Source organism: Pseudobacter sp. (assembly GCF_051955275.1).
Lineage (GTDB): Bacteria > Bacteroidota > Bacteroidia > Chitinophagales > Chitinophagaceae > Pseudobacter.
Genome location: NZ_JBQCGW010000316.1, coordinates 1 through 17,623 on the forward strand (window position 1 = coordinate 1; position 17,623 = coordinate 17,623).

9 protein-coding genes and 1 pseudogene are annotated in these 17,623 nt (G+C 44.8%); 6 read left to right on the forward strand and 4 right to left on the reverse strand.

The features are described from left to right. Together ACTHMC_RS28205 and ACTHMC_RS28210 are read right to left on the reverse strand one after the other, a co-directional pair. Positions 1 to 198 (reverse strand): annotated as a pseudogene (locus tag ACTHMC_RS28205) (hypothetical protein); the annotation flags it as partial. A gap of 37 nt (positions 199 to 235) precedes the next feature. Continuing rightward, complete coding sequence (locus tag ACTHMC_RS28210; protein ID WP_440418422.1) at positions 236 to 1,642, reverse strand: hypothetical protein; 1,407 nt, start codon at positions 1,640 to 1,642, stop codon at positions 236 to 238. Positions 1,643 to 1,917: 275 nt separating this feature from the next. On the opposite strand from ACTHMC_RS28210, the gene ACTHMC_RS28215 reads away from it, so the two are divergent. Then, complete coding sequence (locus ACTHMC_RS28215; RefSeq protein WP_440418423.1) at positions 1,918 to 2,784, forward strand: alpha/beta fold hydrolase; 867 nt, start codon at positions 1,918 to 1,920, stop codon at positions 2,782 to 2,784. Between the two features lie 131 nt (positions 2,785 to 2,915). Here the strand turns inward: ACTHMC_RS28215 and ACTHMC_RS28220 are convergent, their stop codons facing one another. Beyond that, entirely contained in the window at positions 2,916 to 6,104 is a 3,189-nt protein-coding gene (locus ACTHMC_RS28220) for a glycosyl hydrolase family 28-related protein (RefSeq protein ID WP_440418424.1), read from the reverse strand. Between the two features lie 830 nt (positions 6,105 to 6,934). On the opposite strand from ACTHMC_RS28220, the gene ACTHMC_RS28225 reads away from it, so the two are divergent. From ACTHMC_RS28225 to ACTHMC_RS28245, 5 genes are all read left to right on the forward strand, one after another. Continuing rightward, a complete protein-coding gene (locus tag ACTHMC_RS28225; RefSeq protein ID WP_440418425.1) occupies positions 6,935 to 7,531 on the forward strand; it encodes an RNA polymerase sigma factor in 597 nt (198 codons plus the stop codon). Positions 7,532 to 7,601: 70 nt separating this feature from the next. Beyond that, entirely contained in the window at positions 7,602 to 8,852 is a 1,251-nt protein-coding gene (locus tag ACTHMC_RS28230; RefSeq protein WP_440418426.1) for a FecR domain-containing protein, read from the forward strand. A gap of 217 nt (positions 8,853 to 9,069) precedes the next feature. Then, entirely contained in the window at positions 9,070 to 12,606 is a 3,537-nt protein-coding gene (locus ACTHMC_RS28235) for a TonB-dependent receptor domain-containing protein (RefSeq protein ID WP_440418427.1), read from the forward strand. 5 nt (positions 12,607 to 12,611) lie between these two features. Beyond that, positions 12,612 to 14,237, forward strand: coding sequence for a SusD/RagB family nutrient-binding outer membrane lipoprotein (locus ACTHMC_RS28240; RefSeq protein WP_440418428.1), 1,626 nt, complete (start codon positions 12,612 to 12,614; stop codon positions 14,235 to 14,237). Between the two features lie 21 nt (positions 14,238 to 14,258). Beyond that, positions 14,259 to 14,756, forward strand: coding sequence for a DUF1735 domain-containing protein (locus ACTHMC_RS28245; RefSeq protein ID WP_440418429.1), 498 nt, complete (start codon positions 14,259 to 14,261; stop codon positions 14,754 to 14,756). A gap of 111 nt (positions 14,757 to 14,867) precedes the next feature. Here ACTHMC_RS28245 and ACTHMC_RS28250 read toward each other — a convergent pair. After that, positions 14,868 to 17,623: type I restriction endonuclease subunit R (locus tag ACTHMC_RS28250; protein ID WP_440418430.1), on the reverse strand; the 2,756-nt coding region annotated here is incomplete at its 5' end.

Consider the following 17,623-nt stretch of genomic DNA (forward strand, 5'->3'; position numbering starts at 1 on the left):
CTTTGCTATCAGCCTGCCTTTGCGCATCATCGATTTAACGATCAGGTTGATCTCCCTTGGCTGGCGACGCTGGCGTTCTTTGAATTCATTGAACAGAACTGTAATAGCTTCGATGAATTCGGGATGGGCACCATCATGCAATATTTTGCAGTAATTGGTATCCAGCTCTATGATGCAATTGTTTTTGAAGATGATCACCGTTTCGTCAAACTGGTATTTCTTCTTTTTTCTGATCCTACACCTGTGTTTTGATCACATCCTTTAAACCAGGAGCAGAACTGCCCTTTTCTTTCTTCTCTTTTCTCCCTTTTTTATTTGGTTCGGCAGGCGTTTCTGGTTGTTGTAAGATAAACTGGTAATTGCCGGGTTCCAGGTTTGAAAGTAATACTTCGCCGTTTGAATTTGATATCACGCTGATAAAAGAACCTCCGGGGTTTTTGCCGCCTTTGACAATGATGCCACCGATCGGATTGCCGGGTTTCGCTATCGCATTTTCATTTCTCTTTACACCTTTTTCATTGATGCTTTTACCGGCAGGTTGTTCTGGGGTGTTCAGCCTCAGTATATAGCTGCCTGATTCCTGTATATCGAATGAGATTTTTCCATCAGTGTCGCTAATCAGGTTGAAGATATTCCCGCCAGGATTTTTGCCTCCTTTCACTACAATGCCGCCGATAGGTTGTCCTGGTCTGGCGAGGGCCGGTCCTTCGCTTCTTTTTACGCCCTTCGAACTGATGCTTTTGCGTGCTGCCTGTCCTGGCTCTGGTGCAGCTCCTTCACCAGTTTCAGACTGAACCAGTTTACCGGTTGCGGCATAAGATGCAGAAGCAGCCCCGGGTTGCTTCACCGGTTCTTTCTTTGTTTTCTTATTCCTACCCAACGAAAAGGTCAATCCAATATTGAAATCTGTGGTGTTATACCTGATAGTTTGTTGTGAGTTTGTATAACTGCCGTTAGCCAGTTGACTGATCTCATAGGTGTTGTTCTCTTTCATGCCTCCTTCAGGCTGGAGGTAACTGGTAGTATGATCCAATTCCTGGCCACGGTTAATTGCGGCACTTGCAAATAATGAGAAGCTGCTTGTGAGCTTGTAACCTGCTCTCAATTGCGGACTCAGAACCAATCCCTCAAATACTTCGCGTTCCCTGCTCACCAGCACTTTCTGGTGCTGCTGGCCATTTACTGAAACAAATCCGTTTTGAACAAAACCTTCCTTTGCAAAATTCAGATAGCCGGCACTGATAGCGGGTGATAAGTGGAAATTTCCAAAGTTGAACTGTGCCTGCAGGCCAAGCAAACCAGAAATGCTATTAGACATTGACTTGCTGGTTTGTGAGTTAATGGAAATATCCGTGTTGTACACTTTATATTTTGAGGCCGCATCACCATTATCTGGAGCATTGTTTTTCAGTCTTGAATAATTTCCTGATGCAGTCAGCCCAAGTATGATCCCATTTCTATTTGCATAAAAAGGAACAAATACATCAGCCTGAAAATTGTAGCCGTTCCCGGTCTGGTTGTTTTTCTGAGCGGATGAGGCACCGGTTATTCCGGATCCTAATGACACCTGAATGCGTTTATCCTGTGCCATGGCACTGGCAGAACTTATCAGTAGGGTATAAAAGGTGAATCTTATATTCATAACATTGATTTTAGGGTTATGCGGCATGATAACCTTGTTGTTACTGTATATCCACAAAAAGACGAAAATGTTACCTCCCCCCCTTCCATGAGATAAATAAATACATTCGTAACGAATTAAAAAACAACGAGTTATAGTGAAATGACAGTTGGCATAAACTACCGGATTTAGAAACGGCCGGATTTGAACCTTCATATGCCGGGTACATAGTGAAACTTTGAAAAGCAGATGGCTGCATATTTGCAATCGTTGATGAGTTGATAAAACTCATCATAATGACGAGACAGATTTACAACCGCACCATCAATATCGATGGTATTGAGATTTTTTACCGCCAGGCAGGTGATCCTTCAAACCCTTCAGTTCTGTTGCTTCATGGATTTCCAACCTCTTCCGTGATGTTCAAGAACCTGATGACCTTGCTTGCTGACAGGTACTATCTTATTGCTCCGGATTATCCGGGCTTTGGTTTCAGTTCATTTCCCGACAGAAATAGTTTTACATACACATTTGAAAATATAGGGGATCATATCAGCAAGCTCACGCAAGAGATCGGGCTGACATCTTTTACTATTTATCTGCACGACTATGGTTGCCCGGTTGGGTTATGGATCTGTTTAAAACATCCGGAAAAGATTGAAAAGATCATTGTTCAGAATGGAAATGCTTACGAGGAAGGGATCGAGGGTATATGGGATGAAATAAGAGAGTACTGGAAGCATCCTACAGAAGAGAAGAAAAGGAAACTGTATGCATTCTTAAGTGAAGAGGGTACCCGTGATCAATATACAGCCGGCGTGCCGGAGGGCTTGAAAGCCTGTATCAGCCCTGAATTGTGGATGCTCGACTGGGACCGGATGAAAAGGCCGGGTAACCTGGAAATGCAGTATGAGTTGAACCTCGATTATAAAAACATTTTCAAATTATTTCCTGCATACCAGGAATATTTCCGTCAATATCAACCACCGGCGTTGATCATCTGGGGCAGATATGATGTGTATTTTAACGTTAAAGAAGCCAGTTGTTATAAGCGGGATCTGCCTGATGCAAAAGTGCATATCCTTGAAGGAGGGCATATGGTACTGGAGACCAACTTCAATGAAGTGTCGGCACTGATTGAGGACTTTCTTATCGGATCTTGAATAATTTGATTGTATAGTCCAGGAGTTTGTGAAATTCCGGATGCATAGATATACGAACTCAGTAATTGCTTTTTATGCTAATTAAAAGAAAGGCCAGGCTGAATGCTGGCCTTTCTTTTCACAGATATTGGTTACAAGGATAGTTTGACTATCCTGATCTGAGTTGAAGTGGTTATGCCCCCGAAATATACCGAAGCCGCAACATCAATAAAATAACTCACAGGGAATGCCTTCCATACACCGGCGCTTACAGGCTGTGTGGAAATGATATCATCCGTTCCGGATGCGGACCCAACTTTGAATCCTGACAGAGCGGATGAGGGATTCACCAGAACATAGGTCATGAGTGTTCCTCCTGTAATGCTGCGTGATGAGTCGGACGCAATGGTGAAAGCATCGGAATCATTTTGGGTTTTCAAAATAAGGGAGCTGTCGGTGATGCCATTGTAGTACCAGTATTCCCTGATGGTTCCTGCATCATTGATCAGAACAGTGAGCGAAAGGAATCTCGCTGCCGAATTGATTGCTGTATTGCAGTCGGCGATGCTGCTGAAATACATATTGGGTTTTCCAAACCACCTGGCATTATAGAAATTGTTGGTGATAATCCTTTTGAAGCGAACACTTCCAGACACTGTTACCAGAACAGTTGCGCTGTTGTCGGGGGAAGTGGTATCTGTTGGATCGATGATGAACTGCCCATCTTTTCCTGCATCTGTTATGAAATAAGTGGTGTTGGTGTCAGTGGCTCCTGCCCCCTGCCGCAGTGTTGCCATATCGATCCGCTGGAATCCTCCGGTGGTTGGATAATATTCAACAGGTCTTGTTGAGGTAGTGGATAATACACTCTTGCCAACATAATACCTTTCGGTAGTTTGAGAATATATAGTTCCGCGGTCAACTATAATGTCCGATCCTTCTACCAGATAACCCCTGATGCCTGAACGGGCGGGGGAAAACTTCAGGTATAATGTATTTCTGGGTCTGCCATTAACAATGGAGGCGTCTGCCTGACCGCCTGTTGCATTACCTGATAAAGTGATCGTATTTCCACTCACTGCTGTGATGTAAACTCCCGCCGGGATATATGGATGTTCCAGCCTTCTTCCGACAGCAGGAATATGCCCCTGGAAAAATTCGCAATCGGTAATTGTATTGCTTCCATTAGTGATATTACCTACCAGTGGGGCATTAAAGTACCTGATATAATTAACGAGGATGGGGAGGGAGGTATTACCGATAGGGATATTGATGGCTGCACCCTGCAGTGAGACGACGTTGCCTGCAATCGCACTGATTCTGCCTAAAACCGGCATATTATCCAATTCGGCCATTTGCCAGTAAGTGATGTTGGAGGAACGGTTTGAGATCAGATAATCGCCAATTCTAATCTTTTCAAGGGAAGCGTTACTTAATGTAACCGATGCGTTACCATTTTCCGATACAGTCACGGTAGCCGTTTCGAGAGCTGCAGTGGTGTCATAGGTAACTTCCTCATAACTGGAAAAAAGCTGCCCTTCAGAACCTGCGCCACTGAAGAACTTTACATTTCCGCACATAGGCGTATTGTTTAAAAGACCGTATCCTACTAATTGTGCATTATCTGTTCCAAATAACAAGGTCTGATTTTCTCCATAAGTTTTTACACCATTCAGATCGATGAATTTTACATCGTTTGAAGGGGATGCTGATGCAGTTAATGGCAGCCGGGAGATGGTGCCGCCCTTTATAGTGATTGACCGGTTAGGTGGGCAAAACTTGATGCGGGCTAATCCGTCATCATAATATCGGATCGTACAACTGTCAAAATTTACAGTTCCATCCACTATATAATCGGCCGATGGCCAATTGTTCTTGCCGGCAGGGAAATCGATATCACTTTGTGCAATATGATGAGCGTTTGCGGAACTGGCAAGCCTTCCTATTTTGAACAGGCTCTCTGCAAATATCTTGCTGGCCTGTAAGGAAAAGGGAGCTGTGGTGTTGATCAGTTGATAAACGCCTCCGGCAATATTCATACCCATGATATAGGGAGGTGCACCCGCCCCGGCGCCATATTCAGAGCATTCGATAATAGTTCTGACCCTGTCCCATACTCTCACGTCGATCATCAGGTTCTCTTTGGTTTGAGATTGGCCTAACGCATAAGCTGCTTTATTGGCTGCGAAGGAACATTCCTGAACTTTGATAATTTCCGCCTGCAGCGTATCTCCGTTAATGGAGCAGGCCAGGCCAACAGGAAATTCCTGAAAGCGACAACCCTGGATAATTACCTGAGATGTGCCGCCGCCATCTGTTCCTCTGTAATAAGCACTCCAACCTTCGTATCCGTTATCGGCAGGGATAGTTCTGCCGAAAGGATCGATATTGATTCCGCAGTGTGGAGAGAATTGCGTATCTGCCACCTCTACCGGTGACGTTTGTTTCCATTGTTGCGGGGTGTTCCTGTATACCTGCATCTCGCTGAAAGTATAAGGAAGGCTGTATCTTCCCACAAAATATATATTGCTGATTTTGATAGCCCGACCGCGCTGAATACCTAACAAGAATTTTTTGGCTAGTGCTGTGGTTCCCTTGAAAATTGTTATTGGTTCCTGGATGCCTGCACGTGCATCCATTTCTCCCCGGATTTCAATATTACACTGGGTGTAATTACTGCCAAACCATCTGTAAACCAAAACAGAGTTGTTGAACATATAAGTTCCTCGTGGAAAAAATATGGGCTTTGCTCTGTTGGTATAATTTGTAATGAAGTCGAACAGCTTTTGGATAGCTGCATCATCATTGGCAACACCATTTCCCTTCACGCCAAACCATTTGGCGGAGTAATAGCTTTTTGTAGACCCTTCCGGTAAAACAGTGATGGTGGAAGCAAAGCATTCGGTGCCGTCTCCGGCATCTATGATACCTCCTTCAATGGTGGCTGTTTCAGTAAGCCTGTTACCTGCCTCAAAAGAAAGTACTTTACCAGCTGGAACAGTGATAGTTCCTTCTATCTTGATGTCAGAAGCTTTGCTGAAATCAAAAACAATGGTGTTGATGCCGGCATGGTTCAATGCAGCCTGCAGGTTTGCGGCGTTCACTGCGCTTGTGTTTGCCGGATTTACGCCACAGTATACAGCCCGGATGGGGCCATCGATCACCCGTTTCAGGTACTTGCCGGGAGTGGTGCTGTTAAAGTAAAAGATATTGTCTACTGTGGCTCCGGAAGGAAGTGCACTTAATTCCACCAGCGTTCCCTGCCTGTCATTCGGGAATACCTGTGCATCCTGTGATGTGAGACTGAGCGGGTCTAACGTGCCCGTGTAGGTGTTACTCATAATTCGGATTGAGGTTTGATTGTTAATAGAATTTGGTTGCGATTTAAAAATAGCACTAATGGATAACCGTTAGCGTGAGATTATGTGTTCTGTGAGATGGATTTTCGGAAAATAAGAATTGCTATTGAAGGAGTGTCAGGGTTTATATGTAGCCGCTGATTATTTAACTGAATTAGTTTTGCTAATAGGAATGGTATATGCCAGACACGATTTAAAAGCGGATGTATCTCTTTGTGCCGGGAATATTTCTGCAACTATCAACCTCCTTCGCCGGAATTTAAAATGACAAAAATCAACCGTTTCAGAGATGCTGATTAGTTCTTTTGACAACAGGAAATGCGAAATTTGAGAAATGTTTCAGTATCAAAACTGTTGCTGATGGATAAAAGGAAAAAGCTGGTAGTTGTAAAGAGCATTCATACGCTGATATGGGTCTTTTACAATTGCGTGATCCTTTATATGCTATACGCTTCAGTTTTTAACAATATAGGAGTGTTATTCTGGGTTTGTTTTGGATTGGTTCTGCTGGAAGGACTGGTACTTTTGTTATTCAGATTCACCTGCCCGCTAACTTTGATCGCCCGCCGGTATACCGATGAGCAAAGGGATAATTTTGATATTTACCTTCCTGAATGGCTGGCGAGGAATACGAAACGGATTTATACATCGATAGTAGTGATAATTGTTGTAATAGCCTCTTTTCAGTTGCTGAAGGGTCAGGGGCCTGGCTTATGAGCTGGTTTCTTATTGTATTAAACGCCTGCCGCCCTGTTTAATCGTCTTTTGTTGATTTTGCCTATTTTACACCCGTAACAGGCAATATCGAGAGGTTGAATCATAATAATTTACATGAAGATCCGGTTGATCAGGACTTGCTGGAACGCCTTGCAAAAGGTGATCATGCTGCCATGCGGGTAATTTTCAGGTCTTTCTACTCCCGGCTTGGTTATCTGGCTACCGAGCTGCTTGGCAACAACAGTCAGGCAGAAGATATGGCGCAGGAGGCATTATCCGCTTTCTGGGAAAAACGAGCCAGCTTTGCCGGCTCTTCCATGAGGGAGGTCAGCGCTTATCTCTTCACTACTGTCAGAAACCGGTGCTTTAATACATTGAAGCATGCCCGGGTCAAAGAGGTTCACCATCAAAAACTGGCGCAAAGTATTTCTGAATATAATAGTCTCGCAGAGGCTAAGATCATTAAAGAAGATCTTTATTATAAGATCTATCTTGAGATTCAGGCACTCCCCGCCAACCAACGGCAATTACTGAAAATGATATTTGTTGAAGGATTGGAAACCGATGAAATTGCCGGTAAATTAGGACTCACTCGCAATAATGTGCGCAATCAAAAAGCCAGGGCCCTGGAAAAACTGAAGGTCCTTCTCCTTAAAAAACGGCTTTCCACCGTTATTCTATATTTTTTATAAATTCTTGTGATGCGAAGATATCCTCAGTTGTTTAGTATATAAGGCGCATTTTTAATCGCCGGACCAACTGATGGATTCCAAACAAATTATCGAAATACTGTATAAACACAGTTCGGCAACTGAATTGTCTGTTGCTGAACAGGAAACATTGAATAAATGGTTGGAGTTATCGATAGCCAATCAGCGTGTTTTTGCAGAGATACAGGATCCATCGGATCTTGAATTGTATCTGTCCGGGATTTTAGCGGATGAAAAGACCGAAGAAGCGCTGCATTTGTTTGAACAAAAACATTTTCCTAAACCGGAGGAGCTACCTGAGAAGCGTATCGGACCCATTCATCGCGTGCATTCCCTCCGGCGCTGGTGGTGGGCTGCTGCAGCTATCCTTGTTACAGGAGCAATCGTTGCCGTTGCTGTATTCTCCGGCAAACACCAGCCCCAATCCGGATCAGATCTTGCCTCAAATAATACTCCTGCCGATGTGTTACCCGCATCAAATAAAGCCAAACTGACGCTCGCTGACGGAAACGTGATCAGTCTGGATAGCGCAGCCAATGGGGCGATCGCTCAGCAGGGTAATGCATTGGTGATCAAACTTACTAACGGTGAAATACGGTATGACCTGAAAGGTGATTCACAGCATGAAGTGATGATGAATACCATCTCCACACCCAAAGGCGGACAATATAAACTGGTCCTGCCCGATGGTACGCAGGTGTGGCTCAATACTGCATCATCTGTCACTTATCCCGCTGTATTTGCCGGAAAGGAAAGAAAGATAAAAATAAGCGGGGAGGTTTATCTGGAAGTGGAAGCGGATAAATCCAATCCTTTTATTGTTGATATTGACGGTAAATCGAATGTTCAGGTACTGGGAACAAGCTTTAATATCAATTCGTACACAAACGAGGAAGATATAACAACAACGTTGATCGAAGGAAGTATAAAAATTGATTCGTCTGTATTTCTCAAACCGGGTCAACAAGCCCTTCTACTTTATAAGAAGATCCATATCGGCGGATCTTCTGACCGGCATCCGGGTAATGCTTCAGTTATCAGAATAGAACCAAACGCCAATGTGGAGCAGGTCCTCGCCTGGAAGAACGGGATCTTTAGTTTCGATGGAAAAAACTTTACCTCTCTCATGAAAGATGTGGAGAGGTGGTATGACGTTACGGTTGAATACAAAGGGGCTACTCCGGATTTTAAAATGAAAGGTAAAATGGACAGAGCTGTTCCTTTGAATGATCTGTTGCGGTTTCTAAAAGAATACGGTTTGATCGTTAAGCTGGAGGGAAGAAAGCTGATCATAGGTGAATAGTAATAAACAATAAAACGTTCATAAACTCTTTACCCAGAAACAAAAACCGGAAAGTGACTTCAACACTTTCCGGCGGATGTCTGGGTAATATAAAAACAAAGGTCCTCGACAGACTGCTTTTCATCACCCAAAACACATCGAAAGTATGACAAAATCTGCTTTTTATGGCTGGCCGGCCCGTGGGGGCACCATCCGGATTACCAAAACTATGTTAGTCATGAAGCTAACCGTATTTTTACTTACCGCCGCCTGTTTGAATGTTGCGGCAAAAGGCCTTTCTCAAAGCGTTACCTATTCAGGGAAAAAGGTTTCTTTAGAACAGGTATTTTCAGCTGTTGAAAAACAAACCGGGTATTTATTCCTCTACCAGGAAAAGGCATTGTCAAAAGCCAGGCCAGTTACTGTTACAGCAGTCAATCTCCCACTACTGCAATTCCTGGACGCCATTTTTGATGGTCAACCCCTGCGGTACTCTATCAGTAGTAAAACTATCAATATCTTCCCATACACTGGCCCAATCACACCGGATGACCTGAAACCTGGTATGCCTGGAACAGAACTGGCACAGAATCTTGCATTTCCTGTAAGTGGCCGGGTACTTGATCCGGACGGTAAGCCGGTCAGCGGCGCAAATATCATGGTCAAAGGAACAAAAAATGGTGTATCGGCAGGCGCAGACGGTTCCTTCACCATCAATGTCAATACAGGGGATATCCTGAAAATCAGTGCTGTCAGCTTTTCTGAAGTTCAGATCCGCGTGGTATCAAATACGAGCGCGGTGGTGGTATCTGGTGAGGGACAATCATCATCCGGAACAGATGATAAAAAGGTTACAGTATTATCGGGCAATCCGGCCTCAGGTCTTTTTATACGTCTTCCCCGTTCCTCCGTAAAGCTGAACGAAGTTCAGGTTACTGCCTACAATATCGAAAAGCGCACGAAAGAGCTGGGTTATTCCGTCACCAAAGTGAGTGGCGAGGAAATCAATAAAGCCAACTCCGGCAACCTGCTAACGGGCCTGATCGGCAAAGTTTCGGGTATGACCATCACCACGCAAAGCTCCGATATGACGCCGGAGATGCGCATCCTTGTGAGAGGTATCCGTTCCTTCGGTCAGAACAGCAACAATCAGCCGATGTTCATTCTGAATGGCGCGCCGCTGTCTTTCGGTACAGATCAGAATGCAGCCAACCAGGCTATGTATTTCATCAACAACATCAACCCTGCCGACATCGAAAACGTAACCGTGCTGAAAGGAGCGAATGGTACGGCTCTCTATGGACCGGAAGGTATCAACGGTGTGGTGATCATCACCACAAAAAAGGGGCAGTTGGGAAAGCCTACTGTGAATTTTCGTAACAATACTTCCTTTCAGGTGGTTGACTATCGCCGGGAACGGAGACAGCGGTCTTTTGGTACAGGTTCCGGTCTCACAGATGAATTCGGTAACGGAGTTTTCGATCCACGATCTACTTACGGCTGGGGACCCAAATACGATGGCTCAATGGTACCGATCGGATATCCCGACGAGAATGGTGAAATACAAATGGTCCCATACAGCGATACAAAAGATGCACGTAAATTTTTGAATGTAGCCAGAATGGTGCGTAACAATCTTACGTTCTCCTCCTCAGATGCACGCTCATCTTTTTATCTCGGGCTTGGGCATGTTATGCAAACGGGCTTGTTGCCGAAGGATAAACAGAATCAGTCTACTATTTTGCTAAATACCTCACGGAATTTTGGCGTGGTAGATGTGCGTATGAATGTCAACTATGCGCATACTTCGGATGATCGCGGTCCGGATGTTGCAGCCAGCGTGCGCAACCTTCCTACTTTCATTCCGCTCCTGCGTTATAAAGATTATCAGAACGATCACTGGTCGCAGCGCGACCGGTACTGGAATTATATCAGTCCGGCCGAGCAGATAGATAATGACCGTACCAAAGCTACCACCAATGCGCTTTCGGGAAATCTCGTATTCCAGGTAAAGCCATTCAACTGGCTCACCATCCGTGAGCAACCGGGCATCAACTATACCGGTGCTTATTCAAAAGGCACGAAAAAACCGGTTGACTTCTCAGGCTTTGCGGCACAGGACCCAAACAAAATGTGGAACCGCCTGGCATCAGTTTCGGAAAACATGAACAGCAGTACATCTATCAATAACGATATCGTTGTTTCCACGCTGCATCATCCCGGTAATTTTCTGCTCCGGACCAATATCGGTAATACCATCCGCGAGAATTATACCAAACAACTGAAAGCGGGATCAGAGCTGGTTATACCGGTATATAACCTTGCGTTCTATCGTTTTGCAGTTCCGGCAGACGAAGTAGCTATCTTATCAAGGTCATGGTCGTTGTTCGGGAATGTTTCGATGGGGTATAAAGACCGTGTATTCCTCGAATTGACGGGCCGCAACGAATGGGATTCCAAGCGGGCCAAAGTGGCACGCGGGCAGGATACGTATTTCGGCGCCAACACTTCCCTGGTGCTTACAGAGATATTTCCGGCGTTGAAAAACTGGAAATGGCTGACCACGGCCCGCTTGAGGGCATCTGTGGCACAATCAGCCAACATGAACATCGAGCCATATCAGTCTGAACGAACATTGACACTGGCTAACGGTTATCCATATGTGAATAGTAACACAGGTGAATCGCTGCTGGGATATAGATTCTATGCGGAGAATCCTAATCCTTTGCTGAAGCCGGAGCGAGTGATCTCGCAGGAATATGGTGCTAACATCTCATTTCTGAATGATCGCATCGTGGCGGATATCACCTACTACTATCAACGTAACAATTCTGTTATCCTGAATGTTGCTAACGCGTGGCTCAGTGGTTATCCCAGCTTGGATAATGCAGGAGCGTTCCGTAACAATGGCCTGGAAGTAGACCTCAAGCTGGACCCGCTGTTCCAGTTTCCGAATGGAATGGCCTTAACGCTGGATGGACGCTTTGCCATGAACGATAACAAAGTGCTCAGGCTTACGGATATCTACGGCGGCCTTTTCCCGGTGAGAGATCCATCTGGCGAACTGTTCTATGCGCAGGAAGGCGGCCATGCATTTTCTTTTGCGTACCGAGATTGGGTGCGTGATCCGCAGGGACGCGTGATCGTAGATAAAACAACCGGCATGCCACAGTCGCAAGCCTACAATGACTACTCGCTACGAGGCAGAACATTGCCAAAGTACTCCGCTTCAATAGGCCTGAATTTTAACTGGAAGAATTTCTCTGCCAGCATTTTGTTCGACTATCTCGGTGGCTACGATCATAAATTCGATACAGAGCAGTCGATGTGGTCAGGCCTGCATACCCTGACTACGTTGAACAACCGCGAACGCTTTGTATTCCCTCATTCAGTTTATGATGATGGCAACGGAAAATATGTAGAGAATACTGATGTGGTAGTGAGCAATGCCAACCAGGAACTTTATAACCAGTTCGCCATGGTAAACCTGCATGGCCTTACCAGCGCAGCTTTCTGGAAGTTGAGAGAGGTAGCTTTTCAATATACCTTTTCTCTCAAGCGTGGCACACTCAAAGAAGTGGTGGCAAGCCTCTACGGGCGCGATCTGTTTTCCATCTACCCGCGTTCCAATATCAACGGCGATCCCGGCCTGATCAAAGGCCCCGGTCAGCGCCAGTTTAGCTCTGTTCCCAATAACCTGTCCGGTGGCGCTTCTGATAATACGGTACTTCCTGGTACAGTGCTGATTGGTTTTACTGTCGGACTTAAATTCTAAATAAAATGACGATGTATTCCCACCATAAAAGATTTCTCTGCCTGCTTTGCCTGTCGCTGCTCTTTGCAGGATGTAAGAAAGGCTGGCTTGACGTTAACTATAACCCGCGCGATCTCACCAATACGGCGGCAACGCCTGACCAGATATTGGCGCCATTGTTCGAACGCAGTATAGCCGCTGTGGAGCCGCGTTTTTTGATGCAATGGATGGGATACTGGTGTTTCTACCAGTTTCCGGTTGGACATTCTACAGTTACCTATAACAGACCTGCTGCAGAAGGAGGGACTTTTTCCGCGAATATCAGTCCGGAACTTCCTTTCCTTGAACTTCGTTCAAAAGAGTTAGGACAGACCTTCTATACGGGCATTGCTAAAGTGCTGAAGGCACTTCAGTTTCAACGGGCTACAGACGTGCTGAACAACATGCCCTATTCAGAAGCATTTGATTCAAAGATCCTGCAGCCCAAATATGATGATGGAAAATCTATTTACGAAGCGCTGATGCGCCAGCTGGATACGGCTTCTATGCTGATCAAAGAAGCGGATATTAACAGGAATCCGAAGATTCAGGTGGCAGACCTGGCTTTTCAAGGCGATAAAAATGCGTGGTTGAAGTTCATCAACACACTCAAGTTGCGCATGCTGGTACATCAGGCGAACCGGACCGATCGCGCAGCGTATATCACTGCTGAGATCGCAAAGATCCAGTCAGAAGGCAGCGGCTTCCTTGAAAGCGGACAGAGTGTGTCAATCAATCCCGGTTATGAATTGGGTAAGAATCTGTCTAAATATTTTGGTTGTTTCTCCAGCCATAATCAATATGGTGGCGGGGATTATGATCCTTCGCTGCAATTGGGATCGTCGGACTGGGCCCATGCCAACGTATATGCCTTGGACCTGTTGAAATCGGATAACGATCCAAGGCTTGGTCTGTTTTACAGCACCATAGATCTTCCTGTTCCCGCAGGTGCCGATGAGCCATTTACGCAGCCTGCCCCGGAGGAGTTCCGTGGAAACAGGTATGGCTACTTCGTAAACTCCACGCTCTATCTCTATCAGGGCAACTCGTATGTTTCTTCAGTAGGCGGATCCCGAAATACGGATATTGTGAAGCCCGAAGCAAAAGGTATTATCAAAGGCCGGAATATGGCAGACTGGCTGATGACAAGTATTGAAAGTAAATTCCTGCAGGCGGAGGCGGTGCAACGGGGATGGATACCCGGTGATATGGAAACCGCTTATCTGGATGCGGTAAAAGAATCTTTCCGCTGGCTCAATGCAGGCGGTAACGCTACTGTTCCTGCATTTTCCGACGATGTGTTCGATACCTGGTATGCTACACAAACAACCAATCCGCGTGTAAACTGGGCGGCAGCACCCGATAAATACAAGCTGCTGATGTACCAGAAATACATAGCGTTCAACGGTATCGAACCCATAGAAACATGGACGGATTACCGCCGTAATAACCGCTATCCGGACATTCCGGCTTCGGTGTCGCCGCAGCGTGTGGGCAACACTATTCCTTTCAGGATTTACTATAACAGGAATGAATACTTAGTGAACGCCAAAAACGTGGACGCCCAGGGTACAATAGACATATTCACCAGTAAGATCTGGTGGATGCCGTGATCATTTAAACATCATCAACTTATGAGATATCTCTTTTCGTTATTCATCATATATATGTTTTCAGCCTGTCTGAAAAATGAAGTAACACTCGATTATAGCGGCATTCAGCCGGTAGTGCTTATACCTAATGCCAACTGGCCTCCCAAAGGTTTTGCTTCTCCTGCAATGGATAGCGTTGCAGGAACTACGAGGCTGAACCTCTTCGCCCGTGTGTCTTACGAAAAGCCATTGACCAAAAATGTACTCGTGAAATTTACTTTGGATAATGCGTTGGTAGATGCGTATAATACTCAATGGGGCACTTCCTATCAAATGCTTCCTGCCAGTTGCTACCAGGTTGCTTCGCTGGAAGTGAGTATTCCTGCGGGGTCACAGCAGGCGGTTATTCCTATTACAGTACTGCCGGGTCAAATGGATCCGCAGCATGATTATATCCTGCCTTTTACGATGGCTTCCGCTGGTGGGCAAACGGTCAGTGCAAATTTTAAGAGTTTTGTTTTTACGATAAAAGGGCAGTAGGGAAAGTTGCTATGGAAAGAAACAGGCCGTGCGTTCAAGATGCGCGGCCTGTTTGGTTTTGGCAGAGGCTGGTGATATCTGGAAAAAAGACGCCGGTAATGATCAAATAGATTATATCCAAAGATTACCATTATTCATAGACAAACGTCTCATCGTATCGATAAAAGCCTGCTTAAACGCCTCATCCTTTGAATACAAGCGATACAAATCCAGCTCCTTTTTGCGTTGTCCGGCAATTACCTCTTCTAACAATTTTCTAAATGCCAACTCCTGCGTTTGGGAGTCAGGGTTATTCACCACTTTGGTTTGGAAATCAGGATGTGCCTGAAGCTTTTGTGCAAGTGTTACAAATTTGACCCGCTGTTCTTCAGGCGTAGCTTCCCATCCGTGAAAATGGCGCTGGTTAAAGCTGCGGATAATCATGTCTAGAGGATCTTCCACCTTTTCTTCATTGTGTGCGCCTCTGGGGTTAGCATTTTGAGGATCTAATTCAGTTTCGCTTTGATCCAGACCGATAGAGACATTTAATCTTACCCTTTCCAATCCGTACGTAGATAGGTCTACAGCATTCAAAAGTTCATCTAAGGCATCTGCTTCTTTGTCCAGGATGATCAATTTGGGTATTAGAAATTTCAGGTACCAGAACAGTAACTCCCATTTGCGTACTTCAAATGGAATGATAGCTGCCATCTGCCCGTAAATCTTTACAAATTGTTTGGCCTTGATCTTAAAATCTGCTTTGGCACTATCTCTCAAGCCCAGCAAATGATTAAACCGTTCTTCACCCCGTTGAATTATCGGACTTAATACGGAATCAGCATCCTCTTTATTAAAGTAGCGAGTAGTAAAATCCTCTATCTCGTTCCACTCATATACGCCGACATCGTCCAGATGTGCTTTGAGTTCATGCAATACATTAACATCTGTAGACTTACTTAATGAAGTGGCTGTATAAAAAGGGTCAAAAGATGCCTTAATTTCTTCAGTAGAGTTGAAGAAATCCAGGATAAATAAGTCTTCTGTTTTTTTTCCGAGTTTATCTGCTGAACGGTTCAGCCTGGATAAGGCCTGCACGGCCAGTACATCCTGCAGCTTCTTATCCACATACATCGTGCTCAACTTAGGTTGATCGAAGCCTGTTAAATATTTGTTTGCCACTACCAGTATGCGATATTCATCCAAATTAAAATATCGGGCTATAGTATCAGTTATATAGCCGGGATCGGTTGGCTTGGTTGTGTCCAACTGCGCAGGAAAAAGATTAATTGTTTCTTCTGTATATTCATTGCCATCTACGATCTTTTTGCCGGAAAATGCAATTGCGATGCGGAAAGGATTGCCTTTCTGTTGTAATATTTTTTGCAACGCAAAATAATACCGGATGGCGCTTTCTATACTTTGGGTTATCACCATTGCTTTTGCTTTACCCCTTAATTTTTTGGGAGTGACCACTTTGGAAATAAAGTGATCCAGCATGATTTCAGCCTTTGTAGCAATGGTTTGAGGGTTTCGCTCTACAAATGCTTTCAGCTTTTTTTGCGCTTTTACCGTTTCAAAAAGTGGATTGTCTTCAATGGACTTTTCAATTTCGTAATAACTTCTGTATGTGGTATAATTGGCCAAAACATCCAGGATAAAACCTTCTTCTATAGCCTGTTTCATGGAGTACAGGTGGAATGGTTTAAACTTTCCATCTTCCTGTATGCTACCGAATTTCTCCAATGTGGCATTTTTAGGAGTGGCGGTAAAAGCAAAGTAGGAAGCGTTTCCACGCATTTTGCGGTCGCTCATTGCTTTCAATACCTTGTCTTGAGTATCCTCCTGGTCTTCATCTTCATCATCAGTTGTATTCCCCATTGCCCTATTCATGTTGTCAGCGGAAAGTCCACCTTGGGAACTATGGGCTTCATCTATAATTACAGCGAAGTTCCGGTTACTTAAGTCGGCGATACCATCTATAATGAATGGAAATTTTTGAATGGTGGTAATGATGATACGTTTACCGTTTTCCAGGCTTTCCTTTAGTTCTTTGGAAGAAAATGCAGGTGCCACAATATTCTTTACCTCAGAGAAATCGCGGATATTTTCTCTGAGTTGTTTATCGAGAAGTCGCCGATCCGTTACTACAATTACGGAGTCGAACAAGGGTTGACTTATGCCTTTCCCACCGGGTGTTTGCGCGTTGGCAGGATAAGTTTCTATTAACTGATAAGCGGACCAGGTGATAGAATTGCTTTTGCCGGAACCGGCTGAGTGCTGAATCAGGTATGTTTGCCCCACACCTTTTACAGATGCATCATTTACAAGTTTTCGCACTACATCCAATTGGTGATAACGTGGAAAATACAGGTTCTTTTTAGTAAGTGGGTCGCTCTCTTTTCCGTCTATACGTACAAAATGTTGTATGATGTTCGCCAAACTGTGACGGGAAAGCACTTCTTCCCATAAATAAGATGTTCGATGACCAAAAGGATTGGGCGGATTGCCTTTGCCATAATTATGGCCTTTGTTAAAGGGTAGGAAGAAGGTATCTGCCCCCGCCAACCTGGTAGTCATATATGCTTCATCAGTGTCCGCCGTGAAATGGACCACACAGCGCCCAAATTGTAACAAAGGTTGATTGCTATCTCGTTTATAACGATACTGGAATTGCCCATGCGATTTTGCAGATTGTCCGGTCCACTGATTTTTCAGTTCCATAGTTATCAGAGGCAACCCATTTACAAACAATACTATATCAATTTCCTCTGTCGGATTGTTGGCGGAATAACGTAATTGCCGTGTAACACTGAACTCGTTCTTTTCAAAGTTATCTTTCAAGCTCTGGCTGCTACTGGCCAGGGGAGCCACATAGAAAAGGGTAAAAT